Source organism: Enterobacter cloacae complex sp. P38RS, from assembly GCF_014930775.1.
Classification (GTDB): Bacteria; Pseudomonadota; Gammaproteobacteria; order Enterobacterales; family Enterobacteriaceae; genus Enterobacter; species Enterobacter bugandensis.
Genome location: NZ_JADBRS010000005.1, coordinates 1 through 24,712, shown reverse-complemented (window position 1 = coordinate 24,712; position 24,712 = coordinate 1). Strand labels below are relative to the sequence as shown.

Annotated in this window: 23 protein-coding genes and 1 rRNA gene; 9 read left to right on the top strand and 15 right to left on the bottom strand. The window is 54.7% G+C overall.

The genetic code is table 11. The annotated features are described in order from the left end of the window. Position 1: 1 nt before the first annotated feature. The 11 genes from atpG to asnC form a co-directional block, all read right to left on the bottom strand. Positions 2-865, bottom strand: a complete 864-nt coding sequence (gene atpG / locus IM303_RS08860; RefSeq protein WP_003862364.1) for a F0F1 ATP synthase subunit gamma — start codon at positions 863-865, stop codon at positions 2-4. 51 nt (positions 866-916) lie between these two features. Continuing rightward, a complete protein-coding gene (gene atpA, locus IM303_RS08855) occupies positions 917-2,458 on the bottom strand; it encodes a F0F1 ATP synthase subunit alpha (protein WP_003862367.1) in 1,542 nt (513 codons plus the stop codon). A gap of 12 nt (positions 2,459-2,470) precedes the next feature. After that, positions 2,471-3,004, bottom strand: coding sequence for a F0F1 ATP synthase subunit delta (atpH, locus tag IM303_RS08850; protein ID WP_003862369.1), 534 nt, complete (start codon positions 3,002-3,004; stop codon positions 2,471-2,473). 14 nt (positions 3,005-3,018) lie between these two features. Then, on the bottom strand, positions 3,019-3,489 hold the full coding sequence (gene atpF, locus IM303_RS08845) for a F0F1 ATP synthase subunit B (RefSeq protein ID WP_003862370.1): 471 nt from the start codon (positions 3,487-3,489) through the stop codon (positions 3,019-3,021). A 48-nt stretch (positions 3,490-3,537) separates the two neighbouring features. After that, positions 3,538-3,777: a F0F1 ATP synthase subunit C gene (atpE, locus tag IM303_RS08840; RefSeq protein ID WP_000429386.1), complete on the bottom strand. Its 240-nt coding sequence runs from the start codon at positions 3,775-3,777 to the stop codon at positions 3,538-3,540. Positions 3,778-3,826: 49 nt separating this feature from the next. Next, a complete protein-coding gene (atpB, locus tag IM303_RS08835; protein WP_028014916.1) occupies positions 3,827-4,642 on the bottom strand; it encodes a F0F1 ATP synthase subunit A in 816 nt (271 codons plus the stop codon). A gap of 8 nt (positions 4,643-4,650) precedes the next feature. After that, a complete protein-coding gene (atpI, locus tag IM303_RS08830; protein ID WP_008500194.1) occupies positions 4,651-5,031 on the bottom strand; it encodes a F0F1 ATP synthase subunit I in 381 nt (126 codons plus the stop codon). A gap of 616 nt (positions 5,032-5,647) precedes the next feature. Then, a complete protein-coding gene (gene rsmG / locus IM303_RS08825; RefSeq protein WP_193359834.1) occupies positions 5,648-6,271 on the bottom strand; it encodes a 16S rRNA (guanine(527)-N(7))-methyltransferase RsmG in 624 nt (207 codons plus the stop codon). Positions 6,272-6,378: 107 nt separating this feature from the next. Beyond that, positions 6,379-8,268, bottom strand: a complete 1,890-nt coding sequence (mnmG, locus tag IM303_RS08820; protein WP_049001580.1) for a tRNA uridine-5-carboxymethylaminomethyl(34) synthesis enzyme MnmG — start codon at positions 8,266-8,268, stop codon at positions 6,379-6,381. A gap of 374 nt (positions 8,269-8,642) precedes the next feature. After that, positions 8,643-9,092 carry an FMN-binding protein MioC gene (mioC, locus tag IM303_RS08815; RefSeq protein WP_041911749.1) on the bottom strand — a complete coding sequence of 150 codons (450 nt, stop codon included), beginning with the start codon at positions 9,090-9,092 and terminating at the stop codon, positions 8,643-8,645. A 90-nt stretch (positions 9,093-9,182) separates the two neighbouring features. Next, the gene (asnC, locus tag IM303_RS08810) at positions 9,183-9,641 is read right to left on the bottom strand and encodes a transcriptional regulator AsnC (RefSeq protein WP_008500198.1); all 459 of its coding nucleotides are present in this window, start codon (positions 9,639-9,641) and stop codon (positions 9,183-9,185) included. 151 nt (positions 9,642-9,792) lie between these two features. Between asnC and asnA the strand changes: the two genes are divergently transcribed. Beyond that, positions 9,793-10,785, top strand: coding sequence for an aspartate--ammonia ligase (gene asnA / locus IM303_RS08805; RefSeq protein ID WP_041911750.1), 993 nt, complete (start codon positions 9,793-9,795; stop codon positions 10,783-10,785). On the opposite strand, the gene viaA is transcribed toward asnA, so the two are convergent. Then, entirely contained in the window at positions 10,786-12,237 is a 1,452-nt protein-coding gene (viaA, locus tag IM303_RS08800; protein WP_041911751.1) for an ATPase RavA stimulator ViaA, read from the bottom strand. Next, the gene (ravA, locus tag IM303_RS08795; RefSeq protein WP_045631286.1) at positions 12,231-13,727 is read right to left on the bottom strand and encodes an ATPase RavA; all 1,497 of its coding nucleotides are present in this window, start codon (positions 13,725-13,727) and stop codon (positions 12,231-12,233) included. The genes viaA and ravA overlap by 7 nt, the downstream gene beginning before the upstream one ends. Before the next feature lie 221 nt (positions 13,728-13,948). Between ravA and kup the strand changes: the two genes are divergently transcribed. The 7 genes from kup (at position 13,949) to rbsR (ending at position 21,899) form a co-directional block, all read left to right on the top strand. Continuing rightward, positions 13,949-15,817 (top strand): low affinity potassium transporter Kup, encoded by a 1,869-nt coding sequence (kup, locus tag IM303_RS08790; protein WP_041911753.1) that lies wholly within the window; start codon positions 13,949-13,951, stop codon positions 15,815-15,817. 227 nt (positions 15,818-16,044) lie between these two features. Further along, positions 16,045-16,464: a D-ribose pyranase gene (rbsD, locus tag IM303_RS08785; protein WP_003862392.1), complete on the top strand. Its 420-nt coding sequence runs from the start codon at positions 16,045-16,047 to the stop codon at positions 16,462-16,464. A gap of 7 nt (positions 16,465-16,471) precedes the next feature. Then, on the top strand, positions 16,472-17,977 hold the full coding sequence (gene rbsA, locus IM303_RS08780; protein ID WP_041911754.1) for a ribose ABC transporter ATP-binding protein RbsA: 1,506 nt from the start codon (positions 16,472-16,474) through the stop codon (positions 17,975-17,977). A 4-nt stretch (positions 17,978-17,981) separates the two neighbouring features. Next, complete coding sequence (gene rbsC / locus IM303_RS08775; RefSeq protein ID WP_006808742.1) at positions 17,982-18,947, top strand: ribose ABC transporter permease; 966 nt, start codon at positions 17,982-17,984, stop codon at positions 18,945-18,947. Between the two features lie 27 nt (positions 18,948-18,974). After that, positions 18,975-19,865 carry a ribose ABC transporter substrate-binding protein RbsB gene (gene rbsB / locus IM303_RS08770; protein WP_010426610.1) on the top strand — a complete coding sequence of 297 codons (891 nt, stop codon included), beginning with the start codon at positions 18,975-18,977 and terminating at the stop codon, positions 19,863-19,865. A 108-nt stretch (positions 19,866-19,973) separates the two neighbouring features. Next, a complete protein-coding gene (gene rbsK / locus IM303_RS08765; RefSeq protein WP_045631283.1) occupies positions 19,974-20,903 on the top strand; it encodes a ribokinase in 930 nt (309 codons plus the stop codon). A gap of 3 nt (positions 20,904-20,906) precedes the next feature. After that, entirely contained in the window at positions 20,907-21,899 is a 993-nt protein-coding gene (rbsR, locus tag IM303_RS08760) for a ribose operon transcriptional repressor RbsR (protein WP_028014905.1), read from the top strand. On the opposite strand, the gene mdtD is transcribed toward rbsR, so the two are convergent. Then, positions 21,865-23,298 (bottom strand): multidrug transporter subunit MdtD, encoded by a 1,434-nt coding sequence (mdtD, locus tag IM303_RS08755; protein WP_028014904.1) that lies wholly within the window; start codon positions 23,296-23,298, stop codon positions 21,865-21,867. The genes rbsR and mdtD overlap by 35 nt on opposite strands. After that, on the bottom strand, positions 23,295-24,002 hold the full coding sequence (locus IM303_RS08750) for a FadR/GntR family transcriptional regulator (protein ID WP_028014903.1): 708 nt from the start codon (positions 24,000-24,002) through the stop codon (positions 23,295-23,297). Before IM303_RS08750 ends, mdtD begins: the two co-directional genes overlap by 4 nt. A 454-nt stretch (positions 24,003-24,456) precedes the next feature. Between IM303_RS08750 and IM303_RS08745 the strand changes: the two genes are divergently transcribed. Continuing rightward, a 16S ribosomal RNA gene (locus tag IM303_RS08745) occupies positions 24,457-24,712 on the top strand; the annotation flags it as partial.

Below are 24,712 nucleotides of genomic sequence, written 5' to 3'. Positions count from 1 at the left end.
GTTAAACCGCGGCGGCCCCCGAGACGATCTCGGTGAGTTCCTGAGTAATGCTGGCCTGACGAGCTTTGTTGTAAACCAACTGCAGCTCTTTAATCAGGCTGCCGCCATTATCGGTCGCGGCTTTCATCGCCACCATTCGTGCGGCCTGCTCGCTGGCCAGGTTTTCTACAACGCCCTGATAAACCTGAGATTCAACGTAACGACGCAGCAGGGTATCCAGCAGCGGTTTCGGATCGGGTTCATACAGGTAATCCCAGGCTTTCTGCTTCAGCTCGTCATCTTCTGATGCCGGTAACGGCAGCATCTGAGTGAGCGTTGGAACCTGAGACATGGTGTTAATGAATTTGTTGCTGACAACGTACAGTCTGTCCAGACGGCCTTCATCGTAGGCCTGCAACATCACTTTAACCGGGCCGATCAGTTCGGACAGGGACGGGTTATCACCCATACCGGTCACCTGAGCGACAATGTTGCCACCAACGGAGTTAAAGAAAGAGACGCCTTTAGAGCCAATCAGTGCCAGATCGCACTGAACGCCTTTATCAGACCAGCCTTTCATATCCGCCAGCAGTTTTTTGAACAGGTTAATGTTCAAGCCGCCACACAGACCACGGTCAGTCGACACCACCAGGTAGCCCACGCGCTTAACGTCGCGTTCTTCCAGGTAAGGGTGCTTATATTCCAGATTACCGTTTGCAAGGTGACCAATCACTTTGCGCATGGTCTCTGCATAAGGACGGCTGGCCGCCATGCGATCCTGCGATTTACGCATTTTGGAAGCGGCGACCATCTCCATCGCTTTAGTGATCTTTTGCGTGTTCTGGACGCTTGCGATCTTACTACGTATCTCTTTTGCGCCGGCCATGAGCTTCTCCTCAATGCCAGACGGCTTGCCCTGAGACAAGCCGCCGGACGATTACCAGGATTGGGTTGCCTTGAAGGAATCGAGGATAGCTTTCAGCTTGCCTTCGATTTCGTCGTTATAGCCACCGGTCTGGTTGATCTCTTGCATCAGCGGAGCGTGATCACGGTCGACGTAAGCCAGCAGAGCGGCTTCAAAGCTACCGATTTTCGCCAGTTCCACATCTTCGAGGTAACCGCGTTCAGCCGCGAACAGCACCAGGCCCTGCTGAGCAACAGACATTGGAGCGTACTGTTTCTGCTTCAGCAGCTCGGTCACTTTCTGACCGTGGCTCAGCTGTTTACGGGTTGCTTCGTCCAGATCGGATGCGAACTGAGAGAACGCAGCCAGTTCACGATACTGTGCCAGCGCGGTACGGATACCACCGGACAGTTTCTTGATGATCTTGGTCTGAGCAGCACCACCCACACGGGATACGGAGATACCCGGGTTAACCGCCGGACGAATACCGGAGTTAAACAGGTTGGTTTCCAGGAAGATCTGACCATCGGTAATGGAGATTACGTTGGTCGGAACAAACGCAGAAACGTCACCCGCCTGGGTTTCAATGATCGGCAGCGCGGTCAGAGAACCTGTTTTGCCCTTCACTTCACCTTTGGTGAAGTTCTCGACGTATTCCGCGTTAACGCGGGAAGCACGCTCCAGCAGACGAGAGTGGAGGTAGAATACGTCGCCCGGGAATGCTTCACGTCCTGGTGGACGACGGAGCAGCAGGGAAACCTGACGATAAGCAACAGCCTGTTTAGACAGGTCATCGTATACGATCAGCGCATCTTCACCGCGATCACGGAAGTATTCGCCCATTGCGCAACCGGCGTATGGCGCCAGGTATTGCAGTGCAGCAGATTCAGACGCGGTTGCTACCACAACGATGGTGTTAGACAGTGCGCCGTGCTCTTCCAGTTTACGAACCACGTTAGAAATGGTGGACGCTTTCTGGCCGATAGCCACGTACACACATTTGATGCCGGAGTCACGCTGGTTGATGATGGCGTCGATTGCCATCGCGGTTTTACCGGTCTGACGGTCACCGATGATCAGTTCACGCTGACCACGACCGATTGGGATCATGGCGTCAACGGACTTATAACCAGTCTGCACTGGCTGATCAACGGACTGACGGTCGATAACGCCTGGTGCGATAACTTCGATTGGGGAGAAGCCATCGTGCTCAACCGGACCTTTACCGTCGATTGGCGCACCCAGGGTGTTAACAACGCGACCCAGCAGGCCACGGCCAACCGGCACTTCCAGAATACGGCCAGTACACTTAACCTTCATGCCTTCGGCGAGGTCAGCGTATGGACCCATCACAACTGCACCTACGGAGTCGCGCTCCAGGTTCAGTGCGATAGCGTAACGGTTACCCGGCAGGGAAATCATCTCACCCTGCATACAATCGGCCAGGCCGTGGATGCGGATAACACCGTCACTTACAGAAACAATAGTACCTTCGTTGTGAGCTTCACTCACAACATTGAACTGAGCAATGCGCTGCTTGATCAGTTCGCTGATTTCGGTGGAATTCAGTTGCATGCTCCAGTCCCCTTAAGACTGCAAGACGTCTGCAAGGCGCTCAAGACGGCCGCGTACGCTGCCATCAATGACCATATCACCCGAGCGGATGATTACGCCTGCCATTACAGACTTATCGATTTTGCAATTCAGCTTAACTTTGCGTGACAGACGTTTTTCCATCGCGGCGGTGATTTTCGCAAGCTGTTCGTCACTCAGTTCAGTCGCGGAAGTCACTTCGACTTCTGCAGTTGCTTCACTAAGGGCACGTAAGTGCTCAAACTGCTCGAGAACATCCGGGAGCACACGGAGACGACCATTTTCTGCCATGACCTTAATCAGGTTCTGGCCGTTGGCATCCAGTTGCTCTCCGCACACGGCGATAAACGACGCGGCGAGGGTTTCAGGCGCTAACGCACCGGAAAGCAACTCGGCCATTTGTTCGTTTTTCGTCACCTCAGCGGCAAACGCCAGCATATTCTGCCAGCGATCGACATTTTGGTGTTCGACAGCAAAGTCAAAAGCTGCTTTGGCGTAGGGGCGAGCTACCGTAACAAATTCAGACATCAGCCCCTCCCTCCTTACAGTTCAGCGACAAGTTTGTCCACGATGTCGCTGTTAGCAGCTTCATCCACGGAACGTTCGATGATCTTCTCGGCGCCAGCAACAGCCAGAATCGCAACCTGCTTACGCAGTTCTTCACGAGCACGTTTACGCTCAGCTTCAATTTCAGCCTGAGCTTGTGTCACGATCTTAGTACGTTCCTGTTCTGCTTCAGCTTTGGCTTCGTCCAGGATCTGAGAACGGCGCTTGTTAGCCTGTTCAATGATTACCTGAGCTTCAGCTTTCGCTTTTTTCAGCTGGTCTGTCGCGTTGGCCTGTGCAAGGTCCAAATCTTTCTTAGCGCGTTCTGCGGAAGCCAGACCGTCAGCAATTTCTTTCTGACGTTTTTCGATGGCAGCCATTAAAGGCGGCCATACATACTTCATGCAGAACCAGACAAAGAGAATAAACGCGATGGCCTGGCCGAGGATTGTTGCGTTCATGTTCACAGCACAATACCTCTTAAATTTCTGTGGCTTGGGGTTTTAAAACAACTACTACGCGACAGCAAACATCACGTACAGACCCAGACCTACAGCGATCATTGGGATAGCATCCACCAGACCCATAACGATAAAGAACTGAGTACGCAGCAGAGGAATCAGATCAGGTTGACGCGCTGCGCCTTCCAGGAATTTACCTCCGAGGATGCCGATACCGATCGCAGCACCGATAGCCGCCAGACCCATCATCACAGCGGCAGCCATGTACAGCAGATCCATATTCAGGTTTTCCATGACAGTCTCCAGTTTGTTTCAATTAAAACGTAGTAGTGTTGGTAAAAAATCAGTGCTCTTCAGACGCCATCGACAGATAGACGATCGTCAGAACCATGAAGATAAAGGCTTGCAGCGTAATGATCAGGATGTGGAAAATGGCCCATGGCACATTCAGAACCCACTGTGACCACCACGGCAGAAGACCCGCGATCAGAATGAAAATCAGCTCACCCGCATACATGTTGCCGAACAGTCGCAGACCCAGTGAAACAGGTTTGGACAGCAGGCTAACGCCTTCCAGGATCAGGTTGACCGGAATAAACGCCCAGTGGTTGAACGGCTGCAAGGTAAGCTCTTTCACAAAGCCGCTTACGCCTTTCATTTTGATGCTGTAGAAAAGAATCAGGATAAACACGCCCAGCGCCATCGACAGGGTGATGTTCACGTCCGCAGACGGTACAACACGCAGCGCAGGCAGGCCGAAGATGTGCTCGCCGATGAACGGCAGCAGGTCAATTGGCAGCAGGTCCATCAGGTTCATCAGGAAGACCCAAACGAACACGGTCAGGGCCAGCGGAGCAATCAGCTTGCTCTTACCATGGTACATGTCTTTCACGCTGCCATGGACGAAGCCGATGATCATCTCAACGAACGTCTGGAATTTCCCTGGAACACCGCTGGTCGCTTTTTTAGCAACGCTGCGGAACATGGCCAGGAACAGAAGACCCAAAACCACCGAGAAGAACATGGAGTCGATGTTGATCGTCCAGAAGGTGGCCGGGGGGTTATGTGGATCCACCAGCGAGAATGTACGCAGGTCCAGCTGAAGGTTATTCAGATGGTGACCTATGTAATCCTGCGGCGTCATATTTTCTGAAGCCATGATGCCTTTTACCCTTTGTTATTGATTACAGCTGGAGCCAGAACTTGTACCACCAGCACCAAAACCCACGTTGCTATCAGCGGCATGAATACCACTTTCAAAACCGCCAGCGCCATCACCAGTAGAGCAAAGGTCAGCAACACCTTACACACTTCGCCGAGGGCGAAGGACCAGGCCACGCGGCCTTTGGCGGGTGTATGCGCCTGATGACGCCAGGCAAAAATCATAAACAACACGTTTGGCAGCACGACCGCCAAACCCCCGCACACGGCGGAGATGCCCCAGAAGGGGTCTTTGAGGCTAAACAGCAGTCCACTTGCTATCACAGCCAGAAACTGAATGAACAGAAGCTTACGAGCAACGTTTCTACTCAAGAGCGACACAGACATCACGTTTTTACTCCTGCTCCCTTCGAGGTATGCCGCGTGTCGTATAAAACGTCCTTTAAGGCTCAGAGTCAAGCATCAAAAAGCGGACAAATTATACGGTGCGTACCCGTGATTTCAAACATTAAGTAGCGAAAAGGTGAATAAATGTTTAAATATTTTTCCCCAGCGCTATTTTTTAACTTTCGTAGAAAGCACCGACCTTCGTGCAAAACTGCAAACAGCGCGAAAACGTTGACTACAAAGCGTGCACGAGATCACAAAACACACATTTGCGATAAGGTTGTATTTATCAAAGCCGTAAATCACCCAGGATTATCTTTCTGAAATTAAACACAAAATATCGCAACTATTTTCAAAACAGCCCCGTACACAATAAAAACCTTTTATTGACATTCTTAATAAATAATTAACATTGCGTTCTGGTTACAGCCTTCCACTTTTAGCAGGCTGATATTTTCATAGTTGACTATCTTCGCGATGAATAATCGACTTAAGGTTAACCGCAAGAAAATCCCTGGTAAAAAAGCGGTTAAACGCTCTCTGGTTAATCCCGGTTAGTTGTGCTGTTTTTTAACATACTCAGAACAGCACAAATTCCACATTTTTTATTATTTTTTTAAAAATTGTTTGGCTTAATTATCACCAGATGACGTTCACCGTCGAGCTGCGGAACGTTTAATTTCTCGATGGTTTCAACGCTAAAACCGTCCGGAAGCTGTTGAATTTCATCACCGGGCAGCTGTCCTTTCAGCGCATAAAAACGGCCATCTTCTGCCGGCAGATGCTTACACCAGCTCACCATATCATTGAGCGAAGCAAACGCACGGCTGATAACGCCGTCAAACGGCGGCTCTGCCGGAAACTCCTCTACCCTGCTCTGTACGGGCGTGATGTTATCGAGCTTCAGTTCATGCTGAACCTGGCGTAAAAAGCGCACGCGCTTGCCCAGGCTGTCCAGCAGCGTGAAATGGCTCTCGGGTCGGACAATCGACAGCGGAACGCCCGGCAAACCCGGCCCCGTCCCCACGTCGATAAAACGTTCACCTTTCAGGTACGGCGCCACCACGATACTATCGAGAATATGGCGAACCAGCATCTCGTTGGGATCGCGCACAGACGTCAGGTTGTACGCTTTATTCCATTTGTTCAGCATATCGACATACGCCACCAGCTGGTTTTTCTGGTGATCGGTGAGCGAAATACCTGCCTGATCCAGCAGACGAGAGAGTTTGTTGAGCACGGTGAATACCTGTTGAGAGTTTTTTTGCCCGGCGGCGCTGCCGCTTACCGGGCCTACGAATAAGTAGGGCGGGCCAGCGAAGCGCCACCCGCCAAAAGCAATGTCAATTACGCGCTACGGCGCAGCATGCCCTGCTTTTTCAGCCACACCAGCAGGATCGAAATCGCCGCCGGCGTAACGCCCGAGATACGGGAGGCCTGGCCAATCGATACCGGTTTGTGATCGTTCAGCTTAGCGATCACTTCGTTGGAAAGGCCCGTCACCTGACGGTAGTCCAGCATTTCCGGCAGCAGCGTGTTTTCGTTGCGCTGCTGTTTTTCGATCTCATCCTGCTGACGCGCGATGTAGCCTTCGTACTTCACCTGAATTTCGACCTGCTCGGCAGCTTCAACGTCTTCAAGGCCCGGTGCGAACGCGGTCAGTTTGACCAGATTCTCGTAGGTGACTTCAGGACGACGCAGCAGATCTTCGCCGCTGGCTTCACGCGATAGCGGCGCTGTTAAGTGAGCGTTCACTTCGGCAGCGGTTTCCGCCTGTGGGTTTACCCACGTGGTTTTCAGGCGCTGACGTTCCTGTTCAATACGTTCCAGCTTCTCGTTGAAGCGCGCCCAGCGTTCGTCATCCACCAGACCCAGCTCGCGGCCTATCTCGGTTAGACGCAGGTCGGCGTTGTCCTCGCGCAGCATCAGACGATATTCCGCGCGAGAGGTAAACATACGGTACGGTTCTTTGGTGCCCAGCGTGCAGAGATCGTCGACCAAAACGCCCAGATAGGCCTGAGAACGCGACGGCGCCCAGCCCTCTTTCTCGGCAGAGAAGCGGGCAGCGTTCAGACCGGCAAGCAACCCCTGCGCTGCGGCTTCTTCGTAGCCGGTGGTGCCGTTGATCTGCCCCGCGAAAAACAGACCGTGGATGAATTTGCTCTCCAGCGTCGGCTTCAGGTCACGCGGGTCGAAGAAATCGTACTCAATAGCGTAGCCAGGGCGAACGATTTTCGCATTCTCCATCCCCTGCATTGAGCGAACAATTTGCATCTGCACGTCGAAGGGCAGGCTGGTGGAGATGCCGTTCGGGTAAATTTCGTTCGAGGTCAGCCCTTCCGGCTCCAGGAAGATCTGATGCTGGTTACGATCGGCAAAGCGCATCACTTTGTCTTCGATCGACGGGCAATAACGTGGGCCGATCCCTTCGATCACGCCAGCGTACATTGGGCTGCGATCGAGGTTATTGCGGATCACGTCATGGGTTTTTTCGTTGGTATGCGTGATGTAGCACGGTACCTGCTGCGGGTGTTGCGCCGCGTTGCCCATGAACGAGAAGACCGGCATCGGGTTATCGCCGTGCTGTTGGGCCAGTACGCTGAAATCAATGGTGCGCGCATCGATACGCGGCGGCGTGCCGGTTTTCAGACGGCTGACGCGCAGCGGCAGTTCACGCAGACGACGAGACAGCGGAATGGACGGCGGATCGCCAGCACGGCCACCGCTGTAGTTGTCCAGACCAATATGGATTTTGCCGTCCAGGAATGTCCCGACCGTCAGCACCACGGCTTTGGCGCGGAACTTGAGGCCCATCTGGGTCACGGCGCCCACGACGCGATCGTTCTCAACGATAAGATCTTCTACCGCCTGCTGGAAGATCATCAGGTTCGGCTGGTTCTCCAGCGCGGTGCGCACGGCCTGGCGGTAAAGCACGCGGTCTGCCTGCGCACGAGTGGCGCGAACAGCAGGGCCTTTACTCGCGTTTAGTATCCTAAACTGAATGCCCGCATGATCGATCGCTTTCGCCATCAGGCCGCCAAGTGCATCCACTTCTTTTACCAGGTGTCCTTTCCCAATGCCGCCAATCGCCGGATTACAGGACATTTGTCCCAGCGTGTCGATATTGTGTGTCAAAAGCAGGGTCTGCTGACCCATTCGCGCTGCGGCCATTGCGGCCTCAGTGCCTGCATGACCCCCGCCAATGATGATGACGTCAAAAGGATCCTGATAAAACATGGTGGTCTGCCTCGCGTAAAGCGGTATGAAAATGGATTGAAGCCCGGGCCGTGGATTCTACTCAACTTTAGTCTTTCGAGAAAGCATTGGGATCCTGGGCTATTAAAAAGAAGATCTTTTTATTTAGAAATCTGTTCTATTGTGATCTCTTATTAGGATCGCGGACACGTGTGGATAAGTCCGATCCTGCAAATAAGATCATGCAGTTAGGAAGGATCGTTTGCTGTGAATGATCGGTGATCCAGGACCGTATAAGCTGGGATCAGATCGCGACTTTATGCACAGGCCAAAAACGACGCTAGGGTTGTTATTTGGATAACTACGGGTTAATACGAGCTTTTAACCAGAGTTATCCACATCTGTTCGCGCGATCTTTAATCGTTTTTGAGTAAATTTTTCCATTCCGCGAGCCAGATCTCGGCTGGATCTTCCGGAATGTCATGATCGAGGATGTTGATCTTGAGCGTTTCACCCAGCTGTTTTGCTCCGCAAGCGGTAACAGCGGCTTCGACCTTCTCTATTGCCCCGCAAAAGGTGTCATATTCACGACTGCCGATCCCCACTGCGCCAAAACGGACGTTTGACAGGTCGGGCTGCTGTTCCAGCAGTTCGTCATATAAAGGTTGCAGGTTATCCGGCAGATCGCCCGCGCCGTGCGTGGAGGTGATCAGCAGCCAGACCCCGTCAGCCGGGAGATCTTCAAGCAGCGGCCCGTGCAGCGTTTGTGTAGAAAAGCCTGCATCTTCCAGCTTTTCAGCCAGATGTTCCGCTACGTATTCCGCACCGCCAAGAGTGCTGCCGCTGATAAGGGTAATGTCCGCCATTGATCGCTCGCTCAGATAAAGAGGGGATCATTGTACGCTGTGAACGAGCTGGGATCTACCTGTGGAAAATGTGGGAATGAATTAGCCCGATCACGGGCGGATGGTACGCATGATCGGGTTTTGCAGGGAGATCAGTGTCTCGGTGGACTGAATTTCATCGATTGTTTGGATCTTGTTGATAAGTACCTGCTGGAGGGCATCGATGGAGCGGCACATCACCTTAATAAAGATGCTGTAGTGCCCGGTGGTGTAGTACGCCTCGGTGACTTCATCGAGCGCGTTCAGCTTTGCCAGCGCGGAGGGGTAATCTTTTGCGCTTTTAAGAATAATGCCGATGAAGCAGCAGACGTCGTAACCCAGCTGCTTCGGGCTGACGTCGATGCGCGCACCGGTAATGATCCCTGCCTGCTTCATCTTCTCTACGCGAACGTGAATGGTTCCCGGGCTGACGCCAAACTGTTTCGCCAGTTCGGCGTAGGCTGTACGGGCATTGGCCATTAAGGCCTCAAGGATGCCGCGGTCCAGATTGTCGATCTGATAATTTTCCATAGCTTTTTCTTATGAAGATTAATGAATACGTCTATTCTAGCGTCTTATTTTAACGAATCAAAAGTGAAGTTGGCTTTTTGTTGATGGGTTATTGAATTAAGTGTCGGTTCTGTTGCTTAATCATTATCAACAGGACGCAGGAGTATAAATAATGAAAACCGCTTACATCGCAAAACAACGCCAGATCAGTTTCGTAAAATCCCATTTTTCCCGCCAGCTTGAAGAGAAGCTTGGTCTTATTGAAGTTCAGGCGCCGATTCTGAGCCGCGTGGGTGACGGGACGCAGGATAACCTGTCTGGTTGCGAAAAAGCGGTACAGGTAAAAGTGAAAACACTGCCAGATGCACAGTTCGAAGTGGTGCATTCCCTGGCGAAGTGGAAGCGTCAAACCCTGGGACAACACGACTTCAGCGCGGGCGAAGGGCTTTACACGCACATGAAAGCCCTTCGCCCCGATGAAGACCGCCTCTCCCCTATTCACTCTGTCTACGTTGACCAGTGGGACTGGGAGCGCGTGATGGGTGACGGCGAGCGTCATGTCGGTACGCTGAAATCAACCGTTGAGGCGATCTACGCGGGGATCAAAGCGACCGAAGCGGCCGTGAGCAAAGAGTTTGGTCTGGTACCGTTCCTGCCGGATACGATCCACTTTGTCCACAGCCAGGAACTGCTGAGCCGCTTCCCGGATCTGGATGCCAAAGGCCGCGAGCGGGCGATCGCCAAAGAACTGGGCGCGGTATTTCTGATTGGCATCGGCGGCAAACTGTCTGATGGCAAACGGCACGACGTTCGTGCGCCGGATTATGATGACTGGAGCACCGCGGGCGAAAGCGAATATGCCGGTCTGAACGGCGATATTCTGGTCTGGAACCCGGTTCTGGAAGATGCGTTTGAGCTCTCTTCGATGGGGATCCGCGTGGATGCAGAGGCGCTGAAGCGCCAGCTGGCGGTGACTGGTGATGAAGATCGCCTTAAATTAGAGTGGCATCAGGCGCTGCTGCGCGGTGAAATGCCGCAGACCATCGGCGGCGGTATCGGGCAGTCCCGTCTGACCATGCTGCTGCTGCAACTGTCTCACATTGGTCAGGTGCAGTGTGGGGTCTGGCCGCAGCAGGTACGTGAAAGCGTCGATTCTCTTCTTTAATTAACGCCGCCAGCGTCTGAGCAGGCGGCTACGCAACCCGGTATCAAAGCGCCAGATATGATCGAAGATGCGCATGATGCCGGGTTTTCCATGTGCGGACATCGCCACGGCATGAAAACGGTGCTGGTGCACGCGCTGCAGCTCCTTCACTTTATTTACCACATCTTCCGGCAGCCGCTGGGCAATGAAATCGGAAATCACCACCGCGTCAGCGTCGTACCAGTCGCCGCCCTGCATCCGTTCTACAATGCTGCGAAAACAGCTGGCCAGATCGGTGCCGCCGCGAAAACGCTGGCTTAAAAAGCGGATGGCCTGCTCAATGCCCTGCTGGTTCGTCAGCTCGTAGCCCACGACTTCGCTGGAGAAGAGCATGATAAAGCAGCGACGGCGGTCAGCGAGCGCCACGCGCATCAGCGCCAGACAGAACGCCTTCGCACACTGCTCGTTAAAGCCGCCCATTGAGCCGGACGTATCCACGCAGACAATAAACGGCCCGCGCGGCTGCTCATCAAAGTCCTGATGCACGACCGGGCGCTGGCTGAGCTTCTCTCGCCAGGCTTCGCCGTGCAGCCGATAGGTGAGAAGCTGTTTTTCCACCAGCCGCCGGTAAAACTCATACTCCAGTTCGGTCATCCCCAGCGTGCTTAGCTCGGTCGGCAGCAGGCGCAGGATGTCATCGCTTTGCTGGAGTCCGTCGACCTGCTCCGGCACGGTAGCCGGTTCGCGTACAAGGGTGCGGAAGGTTTCCATCGGGGCATCCTTCTTTGGGACCGATTTGGCCTCTCGCGAGCGGCCGAGCTGTTCCGCGAGCTTCATCAGCTCCGGCTGCTGGGTAAGAAAGTCGCCGTACTTCACGATCAGTTGATAATCCCCGCGCCGCAGCTGCCCGGCGCTCATATCCCAGAGGCGACCAGCGGCGTTTTCATTTTCTACCAGCACCTCTTCGAGCTGGCCACTCAGCGTCATGCGTTCCTGGACTTCGCTGAGCAGCTGTTCCCGCTCTTCATCCAGAAGCTGTTGGTTCAGCGTGGTAGCCTGGACGACCAGGCTCAGGCGCCAGCGCTGTAAAAAGAGCGTGTGCAGCGCCGGGGTAAAGGTGGCGTTTTCTGTGACCAGCGTTCTGGCCTGGCTGGCAAACGGAGAGTGGACTTTATCGAGCAGGGTAAGGGTTTGCGGGATCTGGACGATAAACTGTGGCGTCGATAGCCGCTGACACTGCTGATAGGCCGCGACTTCCTCCGTCAGTTCAGGCGGGACTTCTGTCTCCTTAAACCGCTGCCGCAGATTGTCGCGCCAGCGCGGGAGATCGTCCGTCATCGCTTTTTTGAGCTTCGGGAATTTTTCAAAGAAGGCCGCCAGCTGCGGCGATGCCAGAAGGGTAATCACCACCTCCTCGATCAACCCTTCCTCGCTGACGGCCAGCATCATATTGAGCGTGTCCAGCGTTAGCATTGACGCGCCTGTTTGATCTGCGCGCTGACGTCCTGCAGGCTGGCTTCAATGCGACCTAGCCAGTCGCTATGAATAAAGAGGCATTTTTGCTGCTCGCTGAAGCGTGTGTGCTGCTGATGCCATTCGGTATCCAGCGCTTCCAGCTGCTGTTTAATCTCTTCCGGCACGCTGTCCGAGGCGGTGCCGGGAAGCGCAAGACGCGATCCCTGAAGGCTCACGTCGCGGATCACCAGGTGCTGGCTGCTGTCCACTTCCATATTCAGCGGCTGCGCGAAACCGATGCCGTTGAGCTTTCCGCGGATCTCCCCGCCCTTATCCAGCCACTGCGCCAGCGGCTCGCGCTCAATCGTAATGTGCACCACCTGCATATCATGCAGCTTGAGGGGCTGCTGGAGCAGCAGTGTCAGCGTCGTGCCGGTCAGATCGGCGGGTAGCTCGTAATGCGGTTTGCGGGCGAACATGCCGCCCAGTCGGTTCACTTTTAGCGCGGTTTTATCGCTTTGCTGCTGCTGGAGCTGAATGCGCCGTTGGGCAATCGCCCCCAGCTGGTTGAGCATCGCCTGCTGCCCCCAGGCGTGCCCGGTCATCAAAACGTCCAGCTGCTGCTGCATCAGGTTCATGCCTTCTGCGTCGTGCCAGAGGCAGTCTTTTAGCAGGATCAGATCGATAGGGGCGACCGCGTCGCGACCGCTGAACAGCGCGCTGGCCTGGAGCAGACGGATCGCTTTTTTCCAGCGACGATCCGAGACGTACGGGGCGGAAGGCAGGGAATCAAGCTGCTGGCGCAGCATGAAGATCAGCTCAAAGACGGCGTCGGGCAGCTTAATTTTACCGATCTCGTCCTGCCACTGATGGTACTCCTCGTCCGTCACCTGCAGTGAAGGCGCGACCGGGTTTTCGTTTTCGTCCTGCTGGCTCACCAGCATTGAACGGAAGTTTGATTTATCCTGGACTTTATCCAGCCACAGGCGGATCAGCATGCGGTCATACAGCGCTTCCAGGCTGCTGTCGGCTTCGGGCAGTTCGTTTGACGCGGCCACCAGCAGGCGCATGGGGATCTTCTCTTCGCTCGCGCCGTTACGGAAGCGGCGTTCGTTGATTGCCGTCAGCAGGGTATTCAGAATGGCCGGGCCGGCTTTCCAGATCTCATCAAGAAAGACGATTTCCGCTTCCGGGAGATAGCCCGCCGTCAGACGCTCATAGCGCCCTTCATCTTTCAGCGCCTGAATAGAAAGCGGGCCGAAAACTTCTTCTGGCGTGGAGAAGCGCGTCATCAAATACTCGAATGCGCGAGCGTTCTGGAAAGCGAACTTTAGGCGGCGTGCAATCAAACTTTTGGCAATGCCCGGCGGTCCCAGCAGAAATACGCTTTCACCGCTCAATGCCGCCAGCAGGCAAAGGCGAATGGCGTGGCTACGCTCGTAAAGGCCTTTCTCCAGCGCGCTGCTGAGGCGGGAAATTCTTTCTGCTAATAAATGTGAGTGAGCCATAATAGTTTTGCATCCTTTCGCCGTTGTGGCGGCCAATTGAAGCGAGTATAGACGTTTCAGTCAGGGCTGGTAATAGGCTGAAGTGCGGCGCAATTTTCTTTGCGCTACATTAATGCGGTTGCATTTAGGGGTACGATTTTGCAATGAATCGTGCATACTGTGCGCTTTTTGTGGACCAAGGGACAGGAACACATTTGTTATTTAAACGAAAAGACTAGTCTATGAGCACTGATAATAAGCAATCATTACCCGCAATAACGCTTGCGGCGATCGGGGTTGTCTACGGTGATATCGGCACCAGCCCACTTTATACGCTTCGTGAATGTTTGTCCGGCCAGTTTGGCTTTGGTGTTGAGCGCGATGCCGTGTTTGGCTTCCTGTCCCTCATCTTCTGGCTGCTGATTCTGGTCGTTTCCGTTAAATATCTCTCCTTCGTTATGCGTGCAGATAATGCGGGCGAAGGCGGGATCCTGACCCTGATGTCCCTTGCCGGTCGCAATACCTCGGCCAGAATGACGTCTGTGCTGGTGATTATCGGCCTGATAGGTGGCAGCTTCTTCTACGGGGAAGTGGTGATAACACCGGCTATCTCGGTGCTCTCGGCGATTGAAGGGCTGGAGATTATTGCCCCGCAGCTTGATGCCTGGGTTGTCCCGCTGGCAATCATCGTGTTGACGCTGCTGTTCATGATCCAGAAACACGGTACCGGGCTGGTGGGCAAACTGTTTGCGCCGATTATGCTGGCCTGGTTCCTGATCCTGGCGGCGCTCGGTTTACGCAGCATTATCGCGAACCCGGACGTGCTGCATGCGCTGAACCCTTACTGGGCGGTGCATTTCTTCCTTGAATACAAAGTGGTTTCCTTCGTGGCGCTGGGTGCGGTCGTGCTCTCCATCACCGGTGTGGAGGCGCTCTATGCTGACATGGGGCATTTCGGGAAGCTGCCTATCCGCGTGGCATGGTTTATTGTGGTGCTCCCGTCGCTGGTGCTGAACTACTTCGGTCAGGGCGCGCTGTTGCTCAAGAACCCGGAGGCGATTAAAAACCCGTTCTTCCTGCTGGCGCCTGACTGGGCGCTGGTGCCTATGCTGATCCTCGCAACGCTGGCGACCGTGATTGCCTCTCAGGCGGTGATTTCCGGAGTGTTCTCTCTGACCCGTCAGGCCGTTCGTCTGGGATATCTCTCGCCAATGCGCATCATCCATACCTCAGAGATGGAGTCGGGCCAGATCTACATCCCGTTCGTTAACTGGCTGCTCTACTTCGCTGTTGTGATCGTGATTGTTAGCTTCGAACACTCCAGTAATCTTGCGGCGGCCTACGGTATTGCCGTGACCGGTACGATGGTGCTGACGTCGCTTCTCTCCACCACGGTGGCGTACCGCAACTGGCACTGGAATAAGTTCCTCGTGGGGATGATTCTGGTGGGCTTCCTGTGCATTGACGTGCCGCTGTTCTCTGCGAACCTCGACAAAATTGTCTCCGGTGGCTGGCTGCCGCTGACGCTGGGCCTGTTGATGTTCATTGTCATGACCACATGGAAAAGCGAGCGCTTCCGCCTGCTGCGCCGCATGCATGAGCACGGTAATTCTCTGGAGGCAATGATCGCGTCGCTTGAGAAATCCCCGCCGGTGCGCGTGCCGGGTACCGCGGTTTACATGTCTCGTGCCCTGAATGTGATCCCGTTTGCGCTGATGCATAACCTTAAGCACAACAAAGTGCTGCACGAGCGCGTGATCCTGCTGACGCTGCGCACCGAAGATGCGCCGTACGTTCACAACGTGCGCCGCGTACAGATTGAGCAGCTGTCCCCGACCTTCTGGCGCGTGGTGGCGAGCTACGGCTGGCGCGAAACGCCGAACGTGGAAGAGGTGTTCCACCGCTGCGGTCTGGAAGGGTTAAGCTGCCGGATGATGGAGACGTCGTTCTTTATGTCCCACGAGTCGCTGATCATCGGCAAGCGCCCATGGTACCTGCGTCTGCGCGGCAAGCTGTATCTGATCCTGCAGCGTAACGCCCTGCGCGCGCCTGACCAGTTTGAGATCCCGCCTAACCGCGTCATTGAGCTGGGGACGCAGGTTGAGATTTAAGTCTCCGTGCGGCCTGATGCCCTCACCCCGTCCCTCTCCCACAGGGAGAGGGCGCAAACATCTAAAACGGTAACCTGACGGTTACCGTTTTGCATTTACCTCCCCCTCCATTTCACTTAGCGAAACGTTTCGACGTTGATCACAAATCCGTTACGTCATGATGGTTTTCTGAACATTTATGCGGCTACACTGTTTTTAGCGAAACGTTTCGCTAGTGGAGCAAGAAAATGAAGAAAGGCACGGTTCTCAACTCAGAAATCTCATCGGTTATTTCCCGTCTTGGGCATACCGATACGCTGGTGGTTTGCGATGCAGGCTTACCGGTTCCGCGCAGCACAACCCGTATCGATATGGCGTTAACGCAGGGTGTGCCCTCGTTTATGCAGGTACTGGAGGTGGTGACGGCGGAGATGCAGGTTGAGGCGGCCATTCTCGCGGCGGAAATCAAACAACATAATCCGCAACTCCACGAAACGTTGCTCAGCCACATTGAGCAACTGCAACAACACCAGGGAAACACCATAGAAATTCGTTACACAACGCACGAACAGTTCAAACAACAAACCGCAGACAGTCAGGCGGTGATTCGCAGCGGGGAGTGTTCCCCGTATGCGAATATCATTCTCTGTGCTGGCGTCACCTTCTGAGGCCATCATGGACGCATTACTGCAACTCAAAGGGATCGATAAGTCGTTCCCGGGCGTAAAAGCCCTCTCCGGTGCGGCGCTTAACGTCTACCCAGGACGCGTAATGGCGCTGGTGGGCGAAAACGGTGCCGGCAAATCTACCATGATGAAAGTGCTGACCGGGATCTACCAGCGCGATGCCGGTTCACTCGTTTGGCTGGGTAAAGAAACCACCTTTAACGGCCCGAAATCCTCTCAGGAAGCGGGCATCGGCATTATTCACCAGGAGCTGAACCTCATCCCGCAGCTGACCATTGCGGAAAACATCTTCCTGGGCCGCGAGTTCGTGAACCGGTTCGGCAAAATCGACTGGAAAACCATGTACGCCGAAGCGGACAAGCTGCTGGCGAAGCTGAACCTGCGCTTTAAGAGCGACCGCCTGGTGGGCGACCTCTCCATCGGCGATCAGCAGATGGTGGAAATCGCGAAGGTGCTGAGCTTCGAGTCGAAGGTCATCATTATGGATGAACCGACCGATGCCCTGACCGATACCGAAACCGAATCCCTGTTCCGCGTGATCCGCGAACTGAAAGCGCAGGGGCGCGGCATTGTCTATATCTCTCACCGCATGAAAGAGATCTTCGAAATTTGCGACGACGTGACCGTCTTCCGCGACGGCCAGTTTATCGCCGAGCGCGAAGTGGCGACGCTGACCGAAGATACGCTGATCGAAATGATGGTGGGACGTAAGCTCGAAGACCAATATCCGCATCTGGACAAAGCGCCGGGCGAGATCCGCCTGAAGGTAGATAACCTCTGCGGCCCAGGCGTAAATGATGTGACCTTTACCCTGCGTCAGGGCGAGATCCTGGGCGTGGCGGGCCTGATGGGCGCGGGCCGTACCGAGCTGATGAAAGTGCTGTACGGCGCACTGCCGCGCACCAGCGGTTACGTTACTCTTGACGGCCATGAAGTGGTGACCCGCTCGCCGCAGGACGGGCTGGCGAACGGCATTGTCTATATCTCCGAAGACCGCAAGCGCGACGGCTTAGTGCTGGGCATGTCGGTGAAAGAGAATATGTCCCTGACCGCGCTGCGCTATTTCAGCCATAGCGGCGGCAGCCTGAAGCATAAAGATGAGCAGCAGGCGGTCAGTGATTTTATCCGTCTCTTCAACGTTAAAACCCCGTCGATGGAGCAGGCTATTGGCCTGCTGTCCGGCGGGAATCAGCAGAAAGTGGCGATTGCCCGCGGGCTGATGACGCGCCCGAAGGTGTTGATCCTCGACGAGCCAACCCGCGGCGTGGACGTGGGCGCGAAAAAAGAGATCTATCAGCTGATTAACCAGTTCAAGGCCGACGGTCTGAGCATCATTCTGGTCTCTTCCGAGATGCCAGAAGTATTAGGCATGAGCGATCGCATTATCGTCATGCATGAAGGGCATCTCGGCGGTGAATTCACTCGCGAGCAGGCCACCCAGGAAGTTCTGATGGCTGCCGCTGTGGGCAAGCTTAATCGCGTGAATCAGGAGTAAGAAGATGACTACCCAGGCTGTTTCTGGTCGCCGCTATTTCACAAAGGCATGGCTGATGGAACAAAAATCGCTGATTGCCCTGCTGGTGCTGATCGCGATTGTCTCGACCATGAGCCCGAATTTCTTCACCGTGAATAACCTGTTCAACATTCTGCAGCAGACGTCGGTGAACGCCATTATGGCGGTCGGCATGACGCTGGTGATTTTGACCTCGGGTATCGATCTGTCCGTCGGTTCCCTGCTGGCGCTCACCGGTGCGATCGCCGCTTCAATTGTGGGAATTGAGGTCAACGCGCTGGTGGCCGTTGCGGCTGCACTGGCGGCTGGCGCGGCGATTGGTGCCGTTACCGGCGTGATTGTGGCAAAAGGCCGCGTTCAGGCGTTTATCGCCACGCTGGTGATGATGCTGCTGCTGCGCGGTGTGACCATGGTTTACACCAACGGTAGCCCGGTGAATACCGGTTTTACGGATAACGCGGATTTGTTTGGCTGGTTCGGTATCGGTCGCCCGCTGGGTGTCCCGACCCCGGTCTGGATCATGGCTATCGTCTTCCTGGCGGCGTGGTACATGCTGCACCATACCCGTCTGGGACGTTATATCTATGCCCTGGGCGGTAACGAAGCGGCCACGCGCCTGTCCGGTATCAGCGTTAATAAAGTCAAAATTATCGTGTACTCCCTGTGCGGCCTGCTGGCGTCACTGGCGGGCATCATCGAAGTGGCGCGCCTCTCTTCCGCGCAGCCGACGGCGGGGACGGGGTACGAGCTGGATGCCATCGCGGCGGTGGTTCTGGGCGGTACGAGCCTTGCGGGCGGTAAAGGTCGCATTGTTGGGACATTGATCGGCGCACTGATCCTCGGTTTCCTGAATAATGGTTTGAATTTGTTAGGTGTTTCCTCCTATTACCAGATGATCGTTAAGGCAGTGGTGATTTTGCTGGCGGTACTGGTAGACAACAAAAAACAGTAACTGACGACACTACAGGACATCTTAGATATGAACATGAAAAAACTGGCTACCCTGGTTTCCGCTGTCGCGCTGAGCGCAACCGTAAGTGCTAACGCCATGGCGAAAGATACCATCGCGCTGGTTGTCTCTACCCTGAACAACCCGTTCTTCGTCTCCCTGAAGGACGGTGCGCAGAAAGAAGCGGACAAACTGGGCTACAACCTGGTGGTGCTGGATTCACAGAACAACCCGGCGAAAGAGCTGGCTAACGTTCAGGACTTAACCGTTCGTGGCACCAAAATTCTGCTGATCAACCCAACCGATTCTGATGCCGTAGGCAACGCCGTGAAGATGGCAAACCAGGCGAAAATTCCGGTGATCACTCTGGACCGTCAGGCAACGAAAGGCGAAGTTGTGAGCCACATTGCGTCTGATAACGTGCTGGGCGGTAAAATTGCTGGTGACTACATCGCGAAGAAAGCCGGTGAAGGCGCGAAAGTTATCGAACTGCAGGGTATCGCCGGTACTTCCGCGGCCCGTGAACGTGGTGAAGGCTTCCAGCAGGCCGTGGCTGCACACAAATTCAACGTGCTGGCCAGCCAGCCGGCAGACTTCGACCGTACTAAGGGTCTGAACGTCATGCAGAACCTGCTGACCGCGCATCCAGATGTGCAGGCGGTATTTGCACAGAACGATGAGATGGCGCTCGGTGCGCTGCGTGCGCTCCAGACCGCAGGTAAATCAGATGTGATGGTTGTCGGATTTGACGGCACGCCGGATGGTGAAAAAGCAGTAAATGATGGCAAACTGGCTGCGACCATCGCTCAGCTGCCTGAGCAGATTGGCGCGACTGGCGTTGAAACTGCCGACAAAGTGCTGAAGGGCGAAAAAGTTCAGGCCAAATACCCTGTTGACCTGAAGCTGGTCATTAAGCAGTAAAGGCGATTCAGGCAGTCGCTGGCTGCCTGAGGGACACCAAATAAAAGAAAAGTGTGGCATACGCCACCGGGTAATACCGGTGGCGCTCTCAGATGGACACCTCAATACATGAAAACCGCAGGCAACCTCGTCGTCCTTGGCAGTATCAATGCCGATCACATTCTTAACCTTGAAACGTTCCCCACTCCGGGCGAAACCGTCACCGGCAATCAGTATCAGGTCGCGTTCGGCGGTAAGGGCGCAAACCAGGCAGTTGCCGCCGGGCGCAGCGGGGCGAATATCGCGTTTATCGCCTGTACGGGTGATGACGATACCGGCGAGCGCGTACGCAAGCAGCTGGCAAGTGACAACATCGATACTGCACCCGTCAGCGTTGTTGAAGGGGAATCTACCGGTGTGGCGCTGATCTTCGTCAATGCGGAAGGTGAGAATGTCATCGGTATTCATGCAGGGGCTAACGCCGCGTTAACGACTGAACGCGTCGAAGCGCAGCGTGGGATCATCGCCGGAGCGGAAGCCCTGCTGATGCAGCTGGAGTCTCCGGTTGAAAGCGTGCTGACCGCCGCGAAAATTGCGCATGAAAATCATACCACTGTCGTACTTAACCCTGCGCCTGCCCGTGTATTATCAGATGAACTGCTGGCGCTGGTAGACATCATTACGCCGAACGAAACCGAAGCGGAAAAGCTGACGGGCATTCGCGTTGAAAATGACAATGATGCCGCGCGTGCGGCGAAAGTGCTGCATGCAAAAGGCATCGGGACCGTTATCATTACTCTTGGTAGCCGCGGGGTGTGGGCTAGCGTCAATGGCGAAGGCCGTCGCGTGCCGGGCTTTAAGGTCAAAGCCATTGATACCATCGCCGCTGGAGACACCTTCAACGGTGCGCTGGTGACGGCATTGCTGGAAGGAAAAGCGATGGATGACGCGATCCGCTTTGCGCATGCCGCCGCCGCGATTGCGGTGACGCGCAAAGGCGCACAGCCTTCCGTTCCGTGGCGTAAAGAGATCGATGAATTCTTAAGTCAGCAGGGGTAACGCTTGGCTACGATGAAAGATGTCGCCCGCATGGCGGGCGTTTCTACTTCGACCGTCTCTCACGTTATTAATAACGACCGCTTCGTCAGCGAGGCGATTCGGGAGAAAGTCGAAGCCGCAGTAAAAGATCTCAACTATGCGCCGTCGGCGCTGGCGCGCAGTCTGAAGCTTAACCAGACGCGCACCATCGGCATGCTGATCACGGCCAGTACCAATCCTTTCTATTCTGAACTTGTTCGTGGCGTAGAGCGCAGCTGCTTCGAGCGTGGCTACAGTCTGGTGCTGTGCAATACTGAAGGCGACGAGCAGCGCATGAACCGCAACCTGGAAACGCTGATGCAAAAACGCGTCGACGGGCTGCTGCTGCTCTGTACCGAAACGCATCAACCTTCAAAAGAGATCATTCAGCGCTATCCTTCTATTCCCACGGTAATGATGGACTGGGCGCCGTTCGACGGGACCAGCGATCTGATTCAGGATAACTCGCTGCTGGGCGGCGATATGGCGACGCAGCACCTGATTGATAAAGGCCATACCCGCATTGCCTGCATTACCGGCCCGCTGGATAAAACCCCGGCGCGCTTGCGTCTGGAAGGCTATCTTTCGGCAATGGAGCGGGCAGGGCTTGCCATTCCTGATGGCTATCGCATCACCGGCGATTTCGAGTTTAACGGCGGTTTTGAGGCAATGCAGACGCTGCTGGCGCAAGAGCCTCGCCCGCAGGCGGTGTTTATCGGCAACGATGCGATGGCGTTTGGTGCCTATCAGGCGCTGTATCAGGCGGGACTGCGCGTTCCGGACGATATGGCTATCGTGGGCTACGATGATATCGAACTGGCGCGCTACATGACGCCGCCGCTGACCACGATCCATCAGCCGAAGGATGAACTGGGTGAGCTGGCCATCGACGTGTTGATCCACCGTATGGCGCAGCCCACGCTGCAACAGCAACGTTTGCAGCTTACTCCTGTTCTGATGGAACGCGGTTCGGTTTAGCTTTCTCTTTGTGACGCTCTTTAATCAGGTTCCGGCCATCTTTCGGTTTTAACAACATAAAGACCAGTGCCGACACCACGGTAAGCGCGCCCATGGTGATAAAGGTATAGTGGAACTGCTCAACGGTATTCGTGCCGTCAAACCCTTCATAAAACCGCAGCACCGCCGCGCTCACGGCTACCCCGAGGCTGATCGACAGCTGTTGGGTCACCGCCAGTACGCTGTTTCCGCTGCTCGCGTTCTCGTCGGTCAGGTCCGCAAGGGTGATGGTGTTCATCGACGTGAACTGCGTTGACATCGCCATTCCCAGCACAAACAGCGGCAGGATCAACATCCAGACCGGTAACGCCGCGGATTGCAGCGAGAACTGCGCAATCATCAGACCGATAAAGACCGTCACGCCAACCAGCGTTTTACGATAGCCAAACCAGCGCAGCACCTGTGTGACCGTCGATTTCGCCAGAATGGAACCCATTGCCGTGGGCGCCATCATGCAGCCGGCAATCAGCGCCGGGTAGCCGAACCCCACCTGCAGCATCAATGGCATCAGGAACGGTACGCAGCCCGTGCCCAGACGTGAGGCAATATTGCCCGCGATCCCGACGGAAAAGGTTCGGGTGTTAAAGAGAGATAAAGAGATAAGCGGTGTCGGGTGACGACGCGCATGGCGTATATAAAGAAGGAACAGCAGAATACCACTGAGGATGACGGCGAGCGCCAGCCACGTTTCAACGAGCTTCTCGCCAATGAGTTCCATGCCACTGGAGAACAGCACCAGGCTCAGTCCAAACAGGAAAAAGCCGCCCATATCGAAGCTGCGCCTTGGCGTGGTGAAGTTCGGCATATATTTGCGGGCATAGATCAGCCCTGCCACGCCAATCGGAATATTAATCAGGAAAATCCAGTGCCAGCTTGCCCAGGTAACCAGCACACCCCCGAGGACCGGGCCAAGTATTGGGCCGACCAGCCCCGGCATGGTGACAAAGTTGAGTACGGGGAGCAGTTCGCTGCGTGGGTAGGCACGCAGCAAAGCGAGGCGCGCCACCGGCATCATCATCGCGCCGCCTATTCCCTGCAGTACGCGAAAGATAACCAGCTCCGTTAATGAAGTGGAGAGCGCGCAGGCCAGTGAACCGAGCGTAAAGAGCGTTACGGCCAGCATGAAAACTCTGCGGGTACCGAAGCGATCGGCCAGCCAGCCACTTACCGGGATCAACATCGCCACCGTGAGGGTGTAGCTAATGATGGCGGACTGCATTGCCAGCGGGGAGCGGTTAAGGCTTTGCGCAATGGCGGGAAGCGCCGTATTGAGGATGGTGGCATCCAGTGCCTGCATAAAGAACGCCATGGCTGCAATCCACGGCAATCCGGCCATGCTGCGCGCTTTTTTCTCTGTCATTTATTTACCTGCTGGTGGGTTGGTGCGGTCAGCAATGCCTGACATGCAGTCAGGGCTCGCTGCCCGTCGCTCTCCTGAATGGCATCTACTATCGCCTGATGCAAATCCAGCTTTACCACTTCGTCTTGTGTAATAGAGGTAAAGTAGGTGTGGTACACCGAATGGAATAACGAAGCAAAGGAAGTGAGGAACGGATTGGCGCTCATCATATAGATATGTTCATGCCAGGCCATATCGACCTCAATCCATCGTTCCCGGTTGAAGTGTTTTTTCAGGAACACCATCTCTTCCATGAGTGCGTTAAGCTGCGCTTTCTGCTCTGCTGTCCCGAGCGTGGCGGCAAGCAGGCATGCCTGAGGTTCAAGGCTGCTGCGCATTACAAGAAAGTGATCGACGACCTGATGAAAGTTGTCTTCGGTCATCCACCAGGAGAGCAGCTCCTGATCGAGAAAATTCCAGTTATTCTGTGGCATCACGCGCGTGCCAATACGAGGGCGTGGAAGCACCATGCCTTTTGCCGTCAGGGTTTTCACCGCCTCGCGAACCGCGGTACGGCTTACTCCAAACTGCTCACCCAGCTCCAATTCACCCGGCAGGATGCTCCCCGGGGCATATTTACCCGCTAAAATCCGCTGCGCCAGCTTTTCTGCCAGCACATACGACAGGTTTTTTTGGGCGGCCAGCTGTTGTGCGCTTAATGGCATCGCTTTTATTCCTTAAAGATTCATGCTGATAATTATGCCACCTCGAATGTGATTGTGGTTGCAGATACATCAAATAGAACAATTTGTAGCTTGATTTCACCGCTGTTGGTGAAAAAAAAGGCGGATAGAAACTTTTTTTAAATTTCCTCTTGTCACGTCGGAATAACTCCCTATAATGCGCCTCCACTGACACGGAACAACGGCACACACGCCGCCGGGTCAGCAGAGAATAGCGAAAATAAACGCTTGACTCTGAAGCGGGAAAGCGTAATATGCACACCCCGCGCCGCAGCGAAAAGCGAAGCGGCACTGCTCTTTAACAATTTATCAGACAATCTGTGTGGGCACTCAAAGTGACATGGATTCTTAACGTCCTCGGACGAAAAATGAATACCAAGTCTCTGAGTGAACATACGTAATTCATTACGAAGTTTAATTCACGAGCATCAAACTTAAATTGAAGAGTTTGATCATGGCTCAGATTGAACGCTGGCGGCAGGCCTAACACATGCAAGTCGAACGGTAGCACAGAGAGCTTGCTCTCGGGTGACGAGTGGCGGACGGGTGAGTAATGTCTGGGAAACTGCCTGATGGAGGGGGATAACTACTGGAAACGGTAGCTAATACCGCATAACGTCGCAAGACCAAAGAGGGGGACCTTCGGGCCTCTTGCCATCAGATGTGCCCAGATGGGATTAGCTAGTAGGTGG

Excerpts from the sequence above, each read along its gene's own strand:
- atpA (WP_003862367.1), bottom strand. The coding sequence starts at position 2,458 with ATGCAACTGAATTCCACCGAAATCAGCGAACTGATCAAGCAGCGCATT.
- atpB (WP_028014916.1), bottom strand. The coding sequence starts at position 4,642 with ATGGCTTCAGAAAATATGACGCCGCAGGATTACATAGGTCACCATCTG.
- rbsA (WP_041911754.1), top strand. The coding sequence starts at position 16,472 with ATGGACGCATTACTGCAACTCAAAGGGATCGATAAGTCGTTCCCGGGC.
- atpH (WP_003862369.1), bottom strand. The coding sequence starts at position 3,004 with ATGTCTGAATTTGTTACGGTAGCTCGCCCCTACGCCAAAGCAGCTTTT.
- rbsC (WP_006808742.1), top strand. The coding sequence starts at position 17,982 with ATGACTACCCAGGCTGTTTCTGGTCGCCGCTATTTCACAAAGGCATGG.
- kup (WP_041911753.1), top strand. The coding sequence starts at position 13,949 with ATGAGCACTGATAATAAGCAATCATTACCCGCAATAACGCTTGCGGCG.
- viaA (WP_041911751.1), bottom strand. The coding sequence starts at position 12,237 with ATGCTAACGCTGGACACGCTCAATATGATGCTGGCCGTCAGCGAGGAA.
- mnmG (WP_049001580.1), bottom strand. The coding sequence starts at position 8,268 with ATGTTTTATCAGGATCCTTTTGACGTCATCATCATTGGCGGGGGTCAT.
- atpG (WP_003862364.1), bottom strand. The coding sequence starts at position 865 with ATGGCCGGCGCAAAAGAGATACGTAGTAAGATCGCAAGCGTCCAGAAC.
- asnA (WP_041911750.1), top strand. The coding sequence starts at position 9,793 with ATGAAAACCGCTTACATCGCAAAACAACGCCAGATCAGTTTCGTAAAA.
- rbsK (WP_045631283.1), top strand. The coding sequence starts at position 19,974 with ATGAAAACCGCAGGCAACCTCGTCGTCCTTGGCAGTATCAATGCCGAT.
- ravA (WP_045631286.1), bottom strand. The coding sequence starts at position 13,727 with ATGGCTCACTCACATTTATTAGCAGAAAGAATTTCCCGCCTCAGCAGC.
- atpI (WP_008500194.1), bottom strand. The coding sequence starts at position 5,031 with ATGTCTGTGTCGCTCTTGAGTAGAAACGTTGCTCGTAAGCTTCTGTTC.
- mdtD (WP_028014904.1), bottom strand. The coding sequence starts at position 23,298 with ATGACAGAGAAAAAAGCGCGCAGCATGGCCGGATTGCCGTGGATTGCA.
- rbsB (WP_010426610.1), top strand. The coding sequence starts at position 18,975 with ATGAACATGAAAAAACTGGCTACCCTGGTTTCCGCTGTCGCGCTGAGC.
- IM303_RS08750 (WP_028014903.1), bottom strand. The coding sequence starts at position 24,002 with ATGCCATTAAGCGCACAACAGCTGGCCGCCCAAAAAAACCTGTCGTAT.
- asnC (WP_008500198.1), bottom strand. The coding sequence starts at position 9,641 with ATGGAAAATTATCAGATCGACAATCTGGACCGCGGCATCCTTGAGGCC.
- atpE (WP_000429386.1), bottom strand. The coding sequence starts at position 3,777 with ATGGAAAACCTGAATATGGATCTGCTGTACATGGCTGCCGCTGTGATG.
- rbsD (WP_003862392.1), top strand. The coding sequence starts at position 16,045 with ATGAAGAAAGGCACGGTTCTCAACTCAGAAATCTCATCGGTTATTTCC.
- mioC (WP_041911749.1), bottom strand. The coding sequence starts at position 9,092 with ATGGCGGACATTACCCTTATCAGCGGCAGCACTCTTGGCGGTGCGGAA.